This window comes from Brevibacillus gelatini, from assembly GCF_050920745.1.
GTDB classification, from domain to species: Bacteria; Bacillota; Bacilli; order Brevibacillales; family Brevibacillaceae; genus Brevibacillus; species Brevibacillus gelatini.
On the sequence record NZ_CP154342.1, the window covers coordinates 611,323 to 626,549 of the forward strand.

At 55.1% G+C, this 15,227-nt stretch carries 11 protein-coding genes; 10 read left to right on the plus strand and 1 reads right to left on the minus strand.

Annotated elements, in window-relative coordinates:
- Positions 1-9: 9 nt before the first annotated feature.
- A complete protein-coding gene (locus tag AAFJ72_RS03265) occupies positions 10-792 on the minus strand; it encodes a geobacillin-26 family protein (RefSeq protein ID WP_432776034.1) in 783 nt (260 codons plus the stop codon).
- 294 nt (positions 793-1,086) lie between these two features.
- Here AAFJ72_RS03265 and AAFJ72_RS03270 point away from each other — a divergent pair, with 294 nt between their 5' ends.
- The 10 genes from AAFJ72_RS03270 to ligA all read left to right on the plus strand — a co-directional run bounded on the left by AAFJ72_RS03270 (position 1,087) and on the right by ligA (position 15,218).
- A complete protein-coding gene (locus tag AAFJ72_RS03270) occupies positions 1,087-1,305 on the plus strand; it encodes a geranylgeranylglyceryl/heptaprenylglyceryl phosphate synthase (RefSeq protein WP_246005703.1) in 219 nt (72 codons plus the stop codon).
- Between the two features lie 107 nt (positions 1,306-1,412).
- Entirely contained in the window at positions 1,413-3,032 is a 1,620-nt protein-coding gene (locus AAFJ72_RS03275; RefSeq protein WP_432776035.1) for a response regulator, read from the plus strand.
- Complete coding sequence (locus AAFJ72_RS03280) at positions 3,029-4,795, plus strand: sensor histidine kinase (RefSeq protein WP_432776036.1); 1,767 nt, start codon at positions 3,029-3,031, stop codon at positions 4,793-4,795. Before AAFJ72_RS03275 ends, AAFJ72_RS03280 begins: the two co-directional genes overlap by 4 nt.
- Before the next feature lie 4 nt (positions 4,796-4,799).
- On the plus strand, positions 4,800-5,777 hold the full coding sequence (locus tag AAFJ72_RS03285) for a substrate-binding domain-containing protein (RefSeq protein ID WP_122902956.1): 978 nt from the start codon (positions 4,800-4,802) through the stop codon (positions 5,775-5,777).
- Positions 5,778-5,900: 123 nt separating this feature from the next.
- Complete coding sequence (locus AAFJ72_RS03290; RefSeq protein WP_432776037.1) at positions 5,901-6,980, plus strand: galactose ABC transporter substrate-binding protein; 1,080 nt, start codon at positions 5,901-5,903, stop codon at positions 6,978-6,980.
- 164 nt (positions 6,981-7,144) lie between these two features.
- Positions 7,145-8,662, plus strand: a complete 1,518-nt coding sequence (locus AAFJ72_RS03295) for a sugar ABC transporter ATP-binding protein (protein ID WP_432776038.1) — start codon at positions 7,145-7,147, stop codon at positions 8,660-8,662.
- A gap of 19 nt (positions 8,663-8,681) precedes the next feature.
- Positions 8,682-9,701 carry a galactose/methyl galactoside ABC transporter permease MglC gene (gene mglC, locus AAFJ72_RS03300; RefSeq protein ID WP_432776039.1) on the plus strand — a complete coding sequence of 340 codons (1,020 nt, stop codon included), beginning with the start codon at positions 8,682-8,684 and terminating at the stop codon, positions 9,699-9,701.
- A gap of 195 nt (positions 9,702-9,896) precedes the next feature.
- A complete protein-coding gene (locus AAFJ72_RS03305; protein WP_122902960.1) occupies positions 9,897-10,730 on the plus strand; it encodes a VanW family protein in 834 nt (277 codons plus the stop codon).
- 101 nt (positions 10,731-10,831) lie between these two features.
- On the plus strand, positions 10,832-13,177 hold the full coding sequence (gene pcrA, locus AAFJ72_RS03310) for a DNA helicase PcrA (RefSeq protein ID WP_432776040.1): 2,346 nt from the start codon (positions 10,832-10,834) through the stop codon (positions 13,175-13,177).
- Positions 13,178-13,211: 34 nt separating this feature from the next.
- Positions 13,212-15,218, plus strand: coding sequence for an NAD-dependent DNA ligase LigA (gene ligA / locus AAFJ72_RS03315; RefSeq protein WP_432776041.1), 2,007 nt, complete (start codon positions 13,212-13,214; stop codon positions 15,216-15,218).
- Positions 15,219-15,227 lie beyond the last annotated feature (9 nt).

Here is a 15,227-nt window from a genome sequence, read left to right on the forward strand (position 1 = left end):
TTTTAAAATTCACTTTGAAGGTTCGGAAGGGTCAATACTATTAAATGCTCGAGCGGCTTTTTTCTCATGAGGAATCATGTCATTCATGATATTTAAGCATACACTTGTCAAAGCGAAGGCAGCAGCAATACCTGCCATAATACCAACGGTAAGTGCTAGAGGGGGATTTACACATATCGCTGCGATTACGGCAGAAAACCCAACGCCAGGAACACCCCAAGCAATTGCAGTTGCTAAATTTTCTTCAAGATTTCTTAGATTGTCGATAGCTTCAGCAAAATCCCCCAAATCATCATCATTACTGTTATTTTCAAATGTTGTCATAGTTTCACCCTCCCATTGGAGAGCCCAAAAATCTTGATTTTTATAATAATCGTAGTAAATTTCATAGCTTCCCTCGTAAGATGCTACACTGTTTTCGACATCTGGGGAAATAGCCAATGCTTTTACAGACCTTTTCTTTTCGGCGTAATCGTCTATATCGATGCTTGTAATATCGCCATTTGTTTCGATTTCTAATACATTGGTTTCTTTGTGTAGTCGGGTGATTACCACTTCATTATCTGTTGTAACTTTCGTCTCCCTGACACGCTCATCTTCTGTAATATACTCGATTTGAACATTCTCATCAGCAAACCCATCCAGCTTTTGGAGTTCTTCGTTCAGTGTCTTCACATATTCTAGGTTTGCTTGCTTAGCTGCGGTTATCGGAGCGAGCATGGCAGTAAAAGTAAAAGTGGTAATAACAGCCGTTGAAGCAATCTTCATGAAATTTTTTCTTAATCCAAACATACCAAAATCCCTCCTATTTGTATTTTTGTATTTTAATTCCATATAATCAAAATAAATGAAATCTGGATATATGTCAAATAATAGTTAATATAAAAAAAGAATTTATAGTTGTTGGCATTTTTAACCTCTGTCGTATTAAGACAAGTTTATTGAATAGAGCGTATCTATTTCAGACGATGGAAGAGGCTCTCAGACCTGAATGCCACGCAAGAGATAGGCACAAGACAAGCCCCTATTTTTCGCGTTTAAACTGGCCCCGGACAAAATCGTTGACGACGAGGAGTTGAAAGTAATTTGCCAAATCGGGCACAGACAATCGTCAGAAGCACTTACGGTGTCACATTTGACAATGCGCTGGAGCTGATGCCCCACATTCGCTGCTATGCAGTCCCGACCGTCCTGGAGATTTCCTCGCTCGATGCCGTGATGCCGGGCTTTTATTCGTATTTGCTCCCCCTCGTCCTCAATTTGGGCAATCCCGGGTGGATCTTTCCCTCCACGTATCGAGATTGAAGGTGGACGATAAGGGAAATTTTACCTACGCAACCAGCTTCGACAAGCCCTGACCGGCAGGAGTTCCCTCGGCCCTCGTTGTACATGTAAATCAGCGGGGGGTGCTTATGTACAAATTGATTTTGGTAGATGACGAAGAAGATGTAAGAGAAGGGGTCAGTCAGGAGATTGACTGGCACGCATACGGATTTGAAGTGCTGGCAAAGGCCGAGAACGGCAAAGAAGCGCTCGACCTCGTGGAGCGACTTAGGCCGGATGTAGTCGTGACCGATATCCGGATGCCGTTTATGGACGGCCTGCAGCTGGCGGAAACCGTGCGCAGACAGTTTCCCGCGACCCGCATTATCATTCTCACGGGCTTTGACGAGTTTGAATACGCCCAGAAGGCCGTCAAGCTCTACATTGATGAATACGTGCTCAAGCCGTTTTCCGCCGTCGAGTTGATCGACGCGCTGGTCAAGGTGAAGAACCGGATGGACGAGGAAGCAGCGCAACGGGAGAACAATCAGCTGCTGCGGGAGCGCTACCGAAAAAGCTTGCCGGTCTTGCGGGAAGTTTTTTTGTCCTCGCTGTTGACTCGCCGGCTGACGCGCGAGGCCATTTGGGCAAAGGCAGCGGAATACGGTGTGGCCCTGCAAGGCAGCGAATTTCTCGTGGCGGTCATCTCGCTGGACCTGAAGAAAAAAGAGGAAGCAGAGATTCTCCAGTTCGCCGTGAAAAACATCGCCCAGGAGCAGCTTCAGCTCGGATCGTATGCGGGGCTCGTCTTTTTGCACAACGATCTGGTCGTGCTGCTTCTGCGCAAGGAAACGGGCGAACAAGAGCGGCTGGAGCACCTCATGCAAGGGCTGGCAGAGGAAATCCGACGCCTGGTCGAAAAATATTTGAGCGTGACCGTGACGGTCGGGGTTGGAACGGTCGTCCCTGATGTGACACAGCTATCCTATTCTTACGAGGACGCCGGCCTTGCGCTCGATTATCGCGGAATTCTCGGCAACAACCGGCTCATTTTTATTGATGACGTCGAATCGCAGCCGCGAGCCAGCGTGCGCTTCGATGAACGCAAGGAGCACGATCTGGTCCGCTGCATCAAGATGGGGACAAAGACCGAACTGCACGCGGTGGTCGACGAACTGTTCGCCGACGTCATCGAAGGGAATGTCTCGATTCACGATTACCGCATTTATTTGCTGGAGATCATGACGACGATTCTGAAAACTGCCCAGCGCGCTGAACTGGATATGGATCGGTTGCTTGGCGGACAGACGCACCTGCTTGCGGAGATCACGACGTTTACGAGCGTGCAGGAGGCGAAAAGCTGGATCATCGACATATGCCGGAAAATCATGAACAGCATCGCCAGCGGGCGCAACAATACATACAAGCGGCTCGTCGACCAGGCGATCGCCTACACGCACCAGCATTACCAGTCACCGGACATTTCCATCCACAAGGTGTGCGCCGAGCTGCACATCAGCCCCGGCTATTTCAGCAGCATTTTCAAACGGGAAACCAAGATGACCTTCGTGTCCTATCTTCTGCAACTGCGCATGGAAAAGGCAAAGGAACTGCTTCTCACGACCGATCTGAAGACCTTCGAGATCGCCGAGCGGGTCGGCTATTCGGATGCCAACTACTTCAGCTTCTGCTTCCGCAAGCACGTCGGGCTGTCGGCCAAAGAATACCGCAACAGCAGAGGAAATAGCGGAAAAGAGGAAGCGCCATGAAAAGGCTTCTGTCGGGCGTGGTAGACGCGATCAAGGCCAAGAGCATCCAGTTTATCATCACGACGTCCTTCACTCTCGTCACGGTGCTCGTGGTGCTGTTTGTCGGCGTGATGCTGTACAGCAAATTTACAGAGACGGCGGAGCAAAATGCCTACCTGAATACGCAGCAGATTCTGGAGCAGGTCAAATACAATTTGGACAGCTATTTGAACGGAACGACGCAAATTTTCGAGCTGGTGGACGACAAGATCAGGCGCAGCCAGGGCGTAGCCTTGGAGAAGCTGACTGAGCAGTTGGAAGCCATCGTAGAGACACGCAAGGACATCGTCTCGATTGCCGTGTTCAGCCGCACGGGCGAGCTGTTGATCGGAACGCCTGCCAAGCCGCTGCGCAAAAACAGCGAGCTTGCGGAGCAGAGCTGGTTTCAGTCGGCTGTCGCTGATCCGAACAACCTGTCCTTTTCCTTGCCGCACATTCAAAACCTGTTCAAGGGCGAGTACACCTGGGTCGTCTCCATGAGCAGGGGCATCACGATCAAGGGGGACAGAGGAGACATCCCCGCCGTGCTGCTGGTCGACGTGAACTTCAAGGAGATCGACGACCTGTGCCAGCGGGTCGGACTGGGCAAAAAGGGGTACGTCTACATCATCGACCTGGTCGGCAACATCGTGTACCATCCGCAGCAGCAGCTTATTTTCGTAGGCCTGAAGAACGAAAATCGCTCGCTGCCGCTTCGCTATTCCTACGGCAGCTACGTGGATGATTCCGGGGGAGAGCAGCGCCTGATTACGATCAAGACCGTCGATCAGCTGGGCTGGAAAATTATCGGCGTCTCCTACATGGACGAGATTGCGACGATGAAAAGCGAGATCAGCCGCTTTTTGATCTGGCTGCTGTGCTTTGTGTTCGTCATCGTGCTGCTTTTGCTCTCCTACATTTCGGCGAAAATCTCGCGGCCGATCAAGCTGCTGGAGCGGTCGATGGAACGGGTGGAGCAAGGCGACTTTACCGTCAACGAGCCGATCCGCGGGTGTCATGAGGTCGAGCAGCTGTCTGCGCGCTTTCACCTGATGATGGCCAAGGTTCGGGAGCTGATGAACCAGATCATCCGGGAGCAGGAAGCCAAGCGCAAGAGCGAGCTGGAGGTGCTGCAGGCGCAAATCCATCCGCATTTTTTGTACAATACGCTGAACTCCGTCGTGCGCATGGTCGGCATCGGGAAAAATGAAGACGTCATCACGACGATTACGTCCTTGTCCAAGCTGTTCCGCATCAGCCTGAGCCGAGGCAAGAGCATCATCACGGTACAGGAGGAGATCGAACACGTCAGAAATTATCTCATCATTCAAAAAATGCGCTACAAGCAAAAGTTCGAGTACGAGATCGAAGCCCGGGAGGAAGTGCTCGCCTGTAAAACGTTGAAGCTGCTTCTGCAGCCAATCGTGGAGAACGCGATCTACCACGGAATCGAGCCGATGGCTGATCCGGGGCATATCCGAATATCCGCTTCCCTGTGCGAAGGCAAGCTGCTCTTTGTGGTCCAGGACAACGGCCTTGGGATGCCGCCGCATGTGCGCGAACAGGTTCTGGCGGGAGGGTATAAAAGCGAGGGCGGATCAGGAGTAGGCATTCAAAACGTTAACGAGCGCATCCGACTGACCTTCGGCGAAGAGTACGGACTTGAGATCGAGAGCGAGCTGGAAGTCGGGACGACAGTCAAGGTATGGCTGCCGTACCTGCGCGATGACGAACAAGAGGGCTGACCATATGGAGACAATCAAACGTTATGTCATATACACGCTGTTGCTGGCCGTCGCAGTCGCGGCCTTTACCTTCTGCGATTCCCGGCTGGACGAGGCGCATCCGGGCCGGAAAAAGACCGTGGCGCTGATCGTGCGCATGAAGCATGGCGACTACTGGCGGACCGTGAAGCTGGGGGCGGAGACGGCGGCCAAGGAGTACGATCTCAACCTCAACTTTTACGCGCCGGACTACGAGGAAGACACGCAGACCCAGATGGAGCTGCTCAGGCAGGCGGCGCTCGACGGTTACGACGCCCTGGTGGTGGCGCCGAGCGGAGACAGGGTGCTGCAGGAGGCGATCGCGCTGACCAATCCGCGCGTCCCGATCATCACGCTCGACACGGAGGGGCAGCAGACAGCCGTGAAGAGCTACATCGGCACCGACAACTACGATATGGGCAAAAAGGCGTGCGAAAAGATGATTCAGTTGATCGGAAAAAGCGGTCAGATCGCCTTGATGGGCACAGGCAGGAGCACGGCGAATGCCGTGAGCCGGGAAAGGGGCGTGCGCGATGTGATCGCAGGCGAAAAGCACGTGGAGCTGGTGTCCGCCGAATACGGCAAGCTGGACAAAAAGCTGGTTGGCGAGCTGACCCGCGACTTGTTCCAGCACTATCCCGAGATCCAGGGCATCATTGCGCTGGATGCGAGCACGGCAGTCGACGTGGCGGAAGAGATCGAGAAAATGGGCTTGCAGGAAAAGATCAAGATCGTGGCGATCGACAACCCGTCAGAGGTGCTGGAATATTTGCAGGAAGGGGTCATTTCCGCGACGATCATCCAGAAGCCGTTTTCCATGGGCTACCTTGGGGTCAAATACGCGCTGGACGCAAGCGAAGGACGCCCGGTGCCGAGCCGGGTGGATACGGGTACGAAAGTCATCGACCGGGAAAACATGTTCTGGTCCGAAAACCAGAAGCTCCTGTTTCCTTTCGTCAAATAACGAAGGAAAAATGATGAGAATTTTCATAAAAATGCGCAGGATTTTCGATGGAATCCGAAATGGAAAACGTTTACATTCTGTATATATAAGATGTACACATAGGGAATAAAGGGGGAAGTTTTCATGAGAAAGCTAGTTGCTAGTACGCTGGTCGCCGCGATGACTCTCTCGGTAGTCGGTTGTTCCCAATCGACAGGCGGTTCGCAGCCTGCCTCCGGGGGAGATGGCAGTTCCACTGCACCGGCTGCCCAGGCGCCCGCAGCTTCCGAGGGCAATCCGAAAATCGGTGTTGCCATCTACAAGTTTGACGACACCTTTATGACAGGTGTGCGCAATGCCATTTCCAAAGCGGCGGAGGGCAAGGCCGAGGTGGACATTGTCGACAGCCAGAATGCCCAGCCTACGCAAAACGACAAGGTCGATCTGTTCATCAACAAAAAAGTAAGCGCTCTCGCCATCAACCCGGTAGACCGGACGGCGGCAGGGGTTATCATCGACAAGGCGAAACAGGCGAACATTCCGATCGTCTTCTTCAACCGCGAGCCGATGCCAGAGGATATGCAAAAATGGGACAAAGTGTACTACGTGGGAGCGAAGGCCGAAGAGTCCGGTACGATCTCGGGCCAGCTATTGGTCGACTACTGGAACTCTCATCCGGAAGCGGACAAAAACAAGGACGGCGTGATGCAGTACGTCATGCTGAAAGGCGAGCCCGGACACCAGGATGCGGAACTGCGGACGAAATTCTCCGTCAAGGCGATCGAGGACGCAGGCATCAAGGTGGAGAAAGTGGCGGAAGATACCGCGATGTGGGACCGCGTGAAAGGGCAGGAAAAGATGGCGGCGTTCCTCGCGGCAGCGGGTGACAAGATCGAAGCTGTGCTGGCCAACAATGACGACATGGCGCTTGGCGCGATCGAAGCGCTGAAGGCAGCCGGATACTTCACGAACGGCAAGTACATACCGGTCGTCGGCGTAGATGCTACGGCTCCGGCGCTCAAGGAGCTGGAAGCAGGCACGCTGCTCGGAACGGTGCTCAACGATGCGAACAGCCAGGGCCGGGCGACGCTGAACATCGCGGCAGCCTTGGCGAAAGGCGAAACGCCGAGCAAGGAAATGATCGGCTTCGACATTACGGACGGCAAGTACGTTTGGGTGCCGTACAAAAAAATCACCAAAGAAAACATAAACGACGCGAAATAGAGCTTTCAGCTGGCAGCAGGGGACGAGAAAAAGCGAGAGAGTCGGTTGATGAACGAAATCGATCTGTCTCTCTTGCTTTTTCCTGCTTACAGGGCCGCACCCGCATCCTGCCGGAGTGAGGAGGCTTTGAGGGTTCGACTTTCCGTAAGCGAGGAGGCATCGGCATGGTTCAAAGCGCTTATTTGCTAGAGATGAACAACATATCCAAAGAATTTCCCGGCGTGAAGGCACTCGACAACGTCACGTTGAAAGTGCGGCCAGGAACGGTGCACGCCTTGATGGGAGAAAACGGGGCAGGCAAGTCTACGTTGATGAAATGCCTGTTTGGCATCTACAAGCCGGACGGCGGCGAAATCAAGCTCAACGGCGAGCGTGTGACGCTGAACAGCTCCAAGGAAGCGCTGCTGCACGGCATCTCCATGATCCACCAGGAGCTGCATCCCGTTCCTTTTCGCAATGTGATGGAAAACATCTGGCTCGGCCGGTTTCCCGTCAAAAAGATTGGTCCTTTTCCGTTTGTGGATGAAAAGAAAATGGCAAGCGATACGAAAAAGCTGTTTGCCGATCTGGGGATGGATCTGGATCCGTATGAAATCGTGCGCAATCTCTCGGTATCCAAGGTACAGTCGATCGAGATCGCCAAGGCTGTCTCGTATCAATCCAAGGTCATTGTGATGGACGAACCTACCTCCTCGCTGACCGGAAATGAAGTGGAGCAGCTGTTCACCATCATCCACGAACTGAAGAGCAGGGGCGTCGCGATCATCTACATTTCGCACAAAATGGAAGAAATATTGCGAATTTCCGATGACGTGACCATCATGCGCGACGGCAAGCTGATCGGCACCTGGCGAGCGGCCGAACTGACGACCGATCTGATTATCTCAAGAATGGTCGGGCGCGATCTGACGCAGCGGTACCCGCAGCGGAGCAATACACCAGGGGATGTATTGCTGAAGGTCGAGGGTCTGACGTCGGCATTCGCTAATTCGTTCCGCAACGTCTCCTTCGAGCTGCGCAAGGGGGAAATTCTCGGCGTCGGCGGGTTGGTCGGGGCGCAACGGACAGAGCTGATCGAGGCGTTGTTCGGGCTGCGCTCAATCAGCGCGGGGAAGGTGTATTTGCACGGCAAGGAAGTGCGAATCCGTTCGCCCAGGGAGGCCAAAAATCACAAAATGGCCTTGCTGACAGAGGAGCGGCGGGTGACGGGTATCATCCCCGTGCTGCCCGTTTTGGAAAACACCGTCATTGCCAATCTGGCCAAGTACGAGAATCGCTTTTTTCTGCTTGACGAACGCAAGCGGCGGGAGGACGTGAGCCAGAGCATCGAGAAGCTCCGGGTAAAGACGCCGTCGATGAAGGCGCTCATCAAAAACCTGTCCGGCGGCAACCAGCAAAAGGTGCTGCTTGCCAGGTGGCTTTTGACGGAGCCGGATATTTTGCTGCTGGACGAGCCGACCCGCGGCGTAGACGTCGGGGCCAAGTACGAGATTTACACCATCATTGCGGACCTCGCCAAGCAAGGCAAAAGCATTATCATGATTTCTTCCGAGATGCCGGAGTTGCTCGGAATGTCTGATCGCATCATGGTCATGAGCAACGGGCAGCTCTCCGGGGTCATTGATGGAGCGGAAGCGACCGAAGAAGAAATCATGAGACTGGCTACCATGCATTTGGGATGACCGGAGAGGGAGGACTCATATGAACGCTACTACACAAAAGAAAATACAGAGCTTCGTGACACAGAATGCCATCTATATCGTTCTGGTCGTACTCATCGCGGGGATTGCCATCTACGACACCAATTTTCTTTCGATCACGACGCTGCGGGATATTTTGCTGCAGTCGTCGACGCGGGCAATCATCGCTTTGGGAGCGGCATTTGTTTTGATTACAGGAGGAACAGACCTGTCTGCAGGGCGCGTCGTCGGGTTGACCGCCGTTATCTCAGCCTCCCTGCTGCAGGACCCCAATTACCCGCGTCGCTTCTTCCCGGATTTGCCGGACCTGCCGCTGCTGGTGCCGATCCTGATCGCCATCGCGGCTGGCCTGCTTGTCGGGCTCATCAACGGAATCATCGTCTCTCGTTTCAGCGTCCCTCCGTTCATCGCCACGCTGGGTATGATGGTCATCGTCTACGGGGTCAACTCCATCTACTTTGACATGGAGCCGAACCAGTCCCAGCCGATAGGCGGGCTGCGCCAGGACTTCGGGCAACTGGGCACCGGCTTTATTGGACCGAGCGGCCCGTATTCGATCCCGTACATCGTCATCATCGCGATCGTCGTCTCCATACTCGTCTGGGTCGTCTTCAACAAGACGCGGCTCGGCAAAAACATGTACGCCATCGGCGGAAACATTCAGGCGGCGACGGTGTCAGGAATCAACGTAGGGTTGAATCTGATAATCATCTACGCTATCGCCGGGGGCCTCTACGGTCTGGGCGGCGTGCTGGAGGCGGCGCGCACAGGTGGCGCGACCAACAACTACGGCAACATGTACGAGCTTGACGCCATCGCGGCGTGCGTGGTGGGCGGCGTGTCCACCTCGGGCGGGATCGGTACCGTTCCCGGCGTCCTGGCAGGTGTCCTCATCTTTGGGGTCATCAACTACGGCCTGACGTTCATCGGCGTCAATCCGTACTGGCAGCTGATTATCAAAGGGTTGATTATCGTGGCGGCCGTCGCTTTTGACATCCGCAAATATTTGGCGAAAAAATAACGTTCAAAGCCCCCGATCCGTCCGCGCTATGGCGGAGTCGGGGGCGTTTTGCGTGGCGGGGCACCAGCCTTTTATCGGGCGGGCATGACATGTGCCGCGAAGTCTGGATACGCTGTTTTCCAGTGGATGGAAAAGTGTCGCAACTCCGGTTACAATGGAGCAAACAAATCTCTAGGAAAGCAAGGAAGGAACCCAATGAGACCGAAAACACGAGGCAAATGGAGGCTCGCGGCAGGCATCAGCTATTACCGGCTGAAGCGGTGGTGCGAGTGGTGGTTTGGGGGCAGGCGCTATGCGAAGAAGAGGTGCAGTGAGCCGCTGCCGTATGTCCACATGCGCCACCAGACGATCCTGCTGCGTGAGTTGAAAGATGTGGAGATGTGGATGCAGCACAACAAAGTGACCAATCTGCGGCTGGCGGTCCGCCGTCTGGACGGCCTGAAGATTCTGCCAGGCGAGACTTTTTCCTATTGGCGGACGATTGGCAAGCCGACCCGGCGCAAAGGATACGTGGACGGAATGGTGCTGTCGCACGGCCGGGTGACTGCTGGCGTCGGCGGCGGGCTTTGCCAGTTGTCCAATCTGCTCTACTGGATGACACTGCACACCCCGCTTACAGTGATCGAGCGGCACCGCCACAGCTACGACGTCTTTCCCGACGCCGGGCGCACACAGCCGTTCGGGAGCGGAGCGACCTGCTTTTACAATTACCTCGACCTGCAGATCGCAAACGAGACCAAGCAGACCTTTTCTCTTCATGTGCGAGTGACGGACACGCATCTGGTCGGAGAGTGGCGATCCGACATGCCGCCGACACGAAAGTATGAGATCGTGGAAAAAGATCACGCCATCCAGCCTGCCATCTGGGGAGGATACGAGCGCTCCAATCGGCTGTACCGCCACGTATACACGCTGGAGGGGGAGTGGATCGGCGAGGAATGGGTAGCGGATAATCGCGCGATGATGATGTATGAGCCTCTGCTGCAGGAAGGCCCATCTGCTGCGGACGGACAAAAGTCGGGAGGATGATGTTTCCTGTACACGATCCCAACTGGCACTCGACTCCATTCTGTGCGAAAATAGGAACATATGCACTCGTCTAGGGAACGTGGAAAGGTGGACTTATACATATGTCTTTAGCAGAGCGAATTACAGCAGGCTTGAACCCGCAGCAGCGGGAAGCCGTACTGACGACAGAAGGCCCTGTCCTGATTCTGGCCGGAGCGGGCAGCGGCAAGACCAAGGTGCTGACGCAGCGCATTGCGTATCTCATCAGCGTAAAACAGGTGGCGCCATGGAGCATTCTTGCCATTACCTTCACGAACAAGGCGGCGCGGGAGATGCAAAATCGCGTGGCGGCAATTATTGGCGGCGTGGCAGCGCAGGATACGTGGCTGTCGACGTTTCACTCCCTGTGTGTGCGAATTTTGCGCAGGGACATTGACCGAATGGGCATCAGCCGCAACTTTACCATTCTTGACGCGGGCGATCAGCTGTCTGTCGTCAAGCAGTGCCTGAAGGAGCTGAACATCGATCCGAAGCAGTATGAGCCTCGCTCGATTTTGGCGGCCATCAGCGGAGCGAAAAACGAGCTGACAGACCCGGCCACTTATGCCAGACTCGCAGGCGATCCGTTTGCGCAGGTCGTGGCGAAGGTGTACGAGGCGTACCAGAAAAAGCTGAAAAGCAACCAGTCGCTGGACTTCGACGACTTGATTATGACGACCGTTCGCCTGTTCAAGGAAGTGCCGGAAGTGCTGGAATTTTACCAGAAAAAATTCCGCTACATTCACGTCGACGAGTACCAGGATACGAACCGCGCCCAGTACATGCTGATCTCCATGCTCGCGGACAAATACCGCAACGTATGCTGCGTGGGGGACGCCGACCAGAGTATCTACAAATGGCGGGGAGCGGATATTTCCATCATCCTCAACTTTGAAAAAGACTATCCGGAAGCGAAGCTCATCAAGCTGGAGCAAAACTACCGCTCGACGAAAACGATTTTGCAGGCAGCCAACCAGGTGATCGCCAACAACAAGCTGCGCAAGGAAAAGAAGCTGTGGACGGAAAATCCGGGCGGAGACAAAATCACGTGCTTCCAGGGCGAATCCGAGCACGACGAGGCGTACTTCATCGTCGATACGATCCGCAAGCAGTTGCCGACGTACAAGCGCTACGACAAGTTTGCCGTCCTGTACCGGACGAACGCCCAGTCCCGCGTGGTGGAGGATGTGTTCATCAAGTCGAACATTCCGTACACCATCGTCGGCGGAACGAAGTTCTACGACCGCAAAGAGATCAAGGACATCCTGGCGTACCTGCGCCTCATTTCCAATCCGGATGACGACATCAGCCTGCAGCGGATCATCAACGTGCCCAAGCGCAATATCGGGGACACGACGGTCGAGAAGCTGCAAGCCTACGCCAATGCAAACGGCCAGTCACTTTATCAGGCGATTCAGGAGGTTGCCTACATGGGGCTGCCGGCGCGTACGACGAATGCCATTTTGGCGTTTAACGACCTGATTACCAACCTGATGCAGATGACCGACTACCTGAGCGTGACAGAGCTGGTAGAGGAAGTGCTGACGCGCTCCGGGTACCGCGATTCGCTCAAAGAGGATAAAACGCTCGAAGCGCAGGCGAGACTGGAGAACATCGAGGAGTTTCTTTCGGTGACGCAGGAGTTTGAGCGCAAAAACGAAGACAAGAGCTTGCTTGCGTTTTTGACCGATCTGGCACTGGTCGCGGACATCGACTCGCTTGGGGAAGACGGGGAAAAAGAAGAAGCAGCGGAAAACGGGCAGGTTGTCCTGATGACGCTGCATAGCGCCAAAGGTTTGGAGTTTCCTGTCGTGTTCCTCGTCGGTATGGAGGAAGGCGTATTCCCGCACAGCCGTGCGTTGTTTGACGACGTCGAGATGGAGGAGGAGCGCCGCCTCGCGTATGTGGGCATTACCCGGGCAGAGGAGCGGCTGTATTTGACGTGCGCACGGATGCGGACGCTGTTCGGCCGGACGAATGTGAGCGTGCCGTCGCGCTTTTTACAGGAAATTCCATCGGAGCTTTTGGAAGGAAATCCTGCAAGCGCCGATCAGAGCTTTGCCGGCAGTCGCGGCGGGGCTTTCGGGCAACGCGATTCAGGGGCGAGAGCATTTGGCTCTGCGACTTCGCGAGGGGGCGGCGGCAGCTTCGGCATGACAAAGCCGGGCATGGCGCAGCGCTTTGCCGGAGGCTCACAGGCAACGTTTTCCCGTCCGGGCATGCAGGCTGGCGACAAGCTGCCTGGCCACGGCCAGGGTGCCGGAGTGGATTGGAAGGTCGGAGACAGGGTGCAGCACGGCAAATGGGGCACAGGCACTGTCGTCAAGGTCAAAGGGACAGGCGACGACATGGAGCTTGACATCGCGTTTCCAAGCCCGACTGGCATCAAGAAGCTGCTTGCAAAATTCGCACCGATACAGCGGGCATAAGGGAGAACTATCGCTAAAGTAAAGGATGAACAAGATGGATCGATTGACGGCGGAAACAAAAATCAAGGAATTGGCGAAACGAATTGAACGGCATAATCGTCTTTACTATGAAGAAGATCGGCCTGAGATTACCGACCAGGAATACGATCAATTGATGCGGGAGCTGATCGAGCTGGAAACCCGGTTCCCGGAGCTGGCTTCCCCGGATTCTCCTACCCAGCGCGTGGGAGGGGAGCCTTTGCCATTCTTTGAAAAGGTCGTGCACAAGACGCCGATGCTCAGTCTTGGCAACGCCTTTGGCGAAGCGGATATTAGAGATTTCGACCGCCGCGTCCGCCAGGCAGTAGGCAACCAGCCTGTGCGCTACGTGGCGGAGCTGAAAATCGATGGGCTGGCTGTTTCCCTTCACTACGAAAACGGGATGTTTGTCCGCGGAGCGACTCGCGGAGACGGGACGACAGGCGAGGACATTACGCAAAACCTGAAAACGATCCGCTCGATTCCGCTCAAACTGACCAGGCCGCTGACATTGGAAGTGCGCGGCGAGGCGTACATGCCCAAGGCTGCTTTTGAAAAGCTGAACCGGGAGCGGGAAGAGCGCGGGGAGCCGCTGTTTGCCAATCCGCGCAACTCGGCGGCAGGCTCACTGCGCCAGCTCGACCCGAAAATTGCCGCCTCCCGTCAGCTCGACACTTTCATTTACAGCATCGGCGAGCTGCAAGGCGAGACTGTCGAGTCCCACAGCGAGGGGCTTGACCTGCTCGAATCGCTTGGATTCAAGGTGAACAAGGAGCGCCGCGTCTTCGACGACATCGAGGAGCTGCTCGCTTTTATCGACAGCTGGACGCAAAAGCGCCCAAGCCTGCCTTACGAAATCGACGGCATGGTCATCAAGGTAGACAGCTACGCACAGCAGGAGGAACTGGGCTACACAGCCAAAAGCCCGCGCTGGGCGATTGCCTACAAGTTTCCTGCGGAGGAAGCGATCACGATTCTCGAAGGCATTGAAGTGTCGGTAGGACGAACCGGGAGCGTGACACCGACTGCCCTTTTGAAGCCGGTCAGTCTGGCGGGCACGACGGTCAAGCGCGCTTCTTTGCACAACGAGGACATCATCCGGGAAAAAGGCTTGCTGATTGGCGACCACGTCGTCGTGAAAAAAGCGGGCGACATCATTCCCGAAATCATAGCAGTGCTGCCGGAACGCCGAACCGGGAACGAGACGCCGTTTGCCATGCCGACGCATTGTCCGGAGTGCGGCAGCGAGCTGGTGCGGCTGGAGGAAGAGGTCGCCTTGCGCTGCATCAATCCGATGTGTCCGGCGCTGATCCGCGAAGGCATGATCCACTTTGTGTCCCGTGCCGCGATGAACATCGACGGACTGGGTGAAAAAGTGGTGGCGCAGCTGTATCGCGACGGCATCATTCACAGCGTGGCAGACCTGTACTACCTGCATCAAAAGCGCGATGTCCTGCTTTCCATGGAGCGCATGGGCGAGAAGTCGGTAGACAACCTGCTGGCGGCGATTGAAGCGAGCAAGCAAAACTCGCTGGAACGCGTACTGTTCGGACTTGGCATTCGCCTGGTCGGAGCCAAGGCAGCGCGTGTGCTGGCCGAGCATTTTGGCCATATCGACGCGATCATGCAAGCTTCCGAGGAAGAGCTGACGCAAATTAACGAGATCGGGCCGAAAATGGCGGCAAGTCTCATCAACTACTTCGCCCAGCCGCAGGCACAGGCGGTTATCGAGCGGCTCAAGGCGGCCGGAGTGAACATGGAGTACAAAGGCGTGCGCGTTGAAGCCGGCGCAGATTTGCCGTTTTCCGGAAAGACGATCGTCCTCACAGGAACGCTTTCGCAAATGTCTCGTCAGGAGGCAGAGGAAGCGATTGTCCGACTGGGCGGCAAGGTGACGAGCAGCGTCAGCAAAAAGACCGATTTGGTCATTGCGGGAGAAAAAGCCGGCTCGAAGCTGGAGAAGGCTGAAAAACTGGGCGTTCCTGTCATGGACGAAGCCGGATTTTTGGAGATTCTCAAATAACAAGCGCCT

Excerpts from the sequence above, each read along its gene's own strand:
- AAFJ72_RS03265 (WP_432776034.1), bottom strand. The coding sequence starts at position 792 with ATGTTTGGATTAAGAAAAAATTTCATGAAGATTGCTTCAACGGCTGTT.
- AAFJ72_RS03275 (WP_432776035.1), top strand. The coding sequence starts at position 1,413 with ATGTACAAATTGATTTTGGTAGATGACGAAGAAGATGTAAGAGAAGGG.
- AAFJ72_RS03280 (WP_432776036.1), top strand. The coding sequence starts at position 3,029 with ATGAAAAGGCTTCTGTCGGGCGTGGTAGACGCGATCAAGGCCAAGAGC.
- AAFJ72_RS03285 (WP_122902956.1), top strand. The coding sequence starts at position 4,800 with ATGGAGACAATCAAACGTTATGTCATATACACGCTGTTGCTGGCCGTC.
- AAFJ72_RS03290 (WP_432776037.1), top strand. The coding sequence starts at position 5,901 with ATGAGAAAGCTAGTTGCTAGTACGCTGGTCGCCGCGATGACTCTCTCG.
- AAFJ72_RS03295 (WP_432776038.1), top strand. The coding sequence starts at position 7,145 with ATGGTTCAAAGCGCTTATTTGCTAGAGATGAACAACATATCCAAAGAA.
- mglC (WP_432776039.1), top strand. The coding sequence starts at position 8,682 with ATGAACGCTACTACACAAAAGAAAATACAGAGCTTCGTGACACAGAAT.
- AAFJ72_RS03305 (WP_122902960.1), top strand. The coding sequence starts at position 9,897 with ATGAGACCGAAAACACGAGGCAAATGGAGGCTCGCGGCAGGCATCAGC.
- pcrA (WP_432776040.1), top strand. The coding sequence starts at position 10,832 with ATGTCTTTAGCAGAGCGAATTACAGCAGGCTTGAACCCGCAGCAGCGG.
- ligA (WP_432776041.1), top strand. The coding sequence starts at position 13,212 with ATGGATCGATTGACGGCGGAAACAAAAATCAAGGAATTGGCGAAACGA.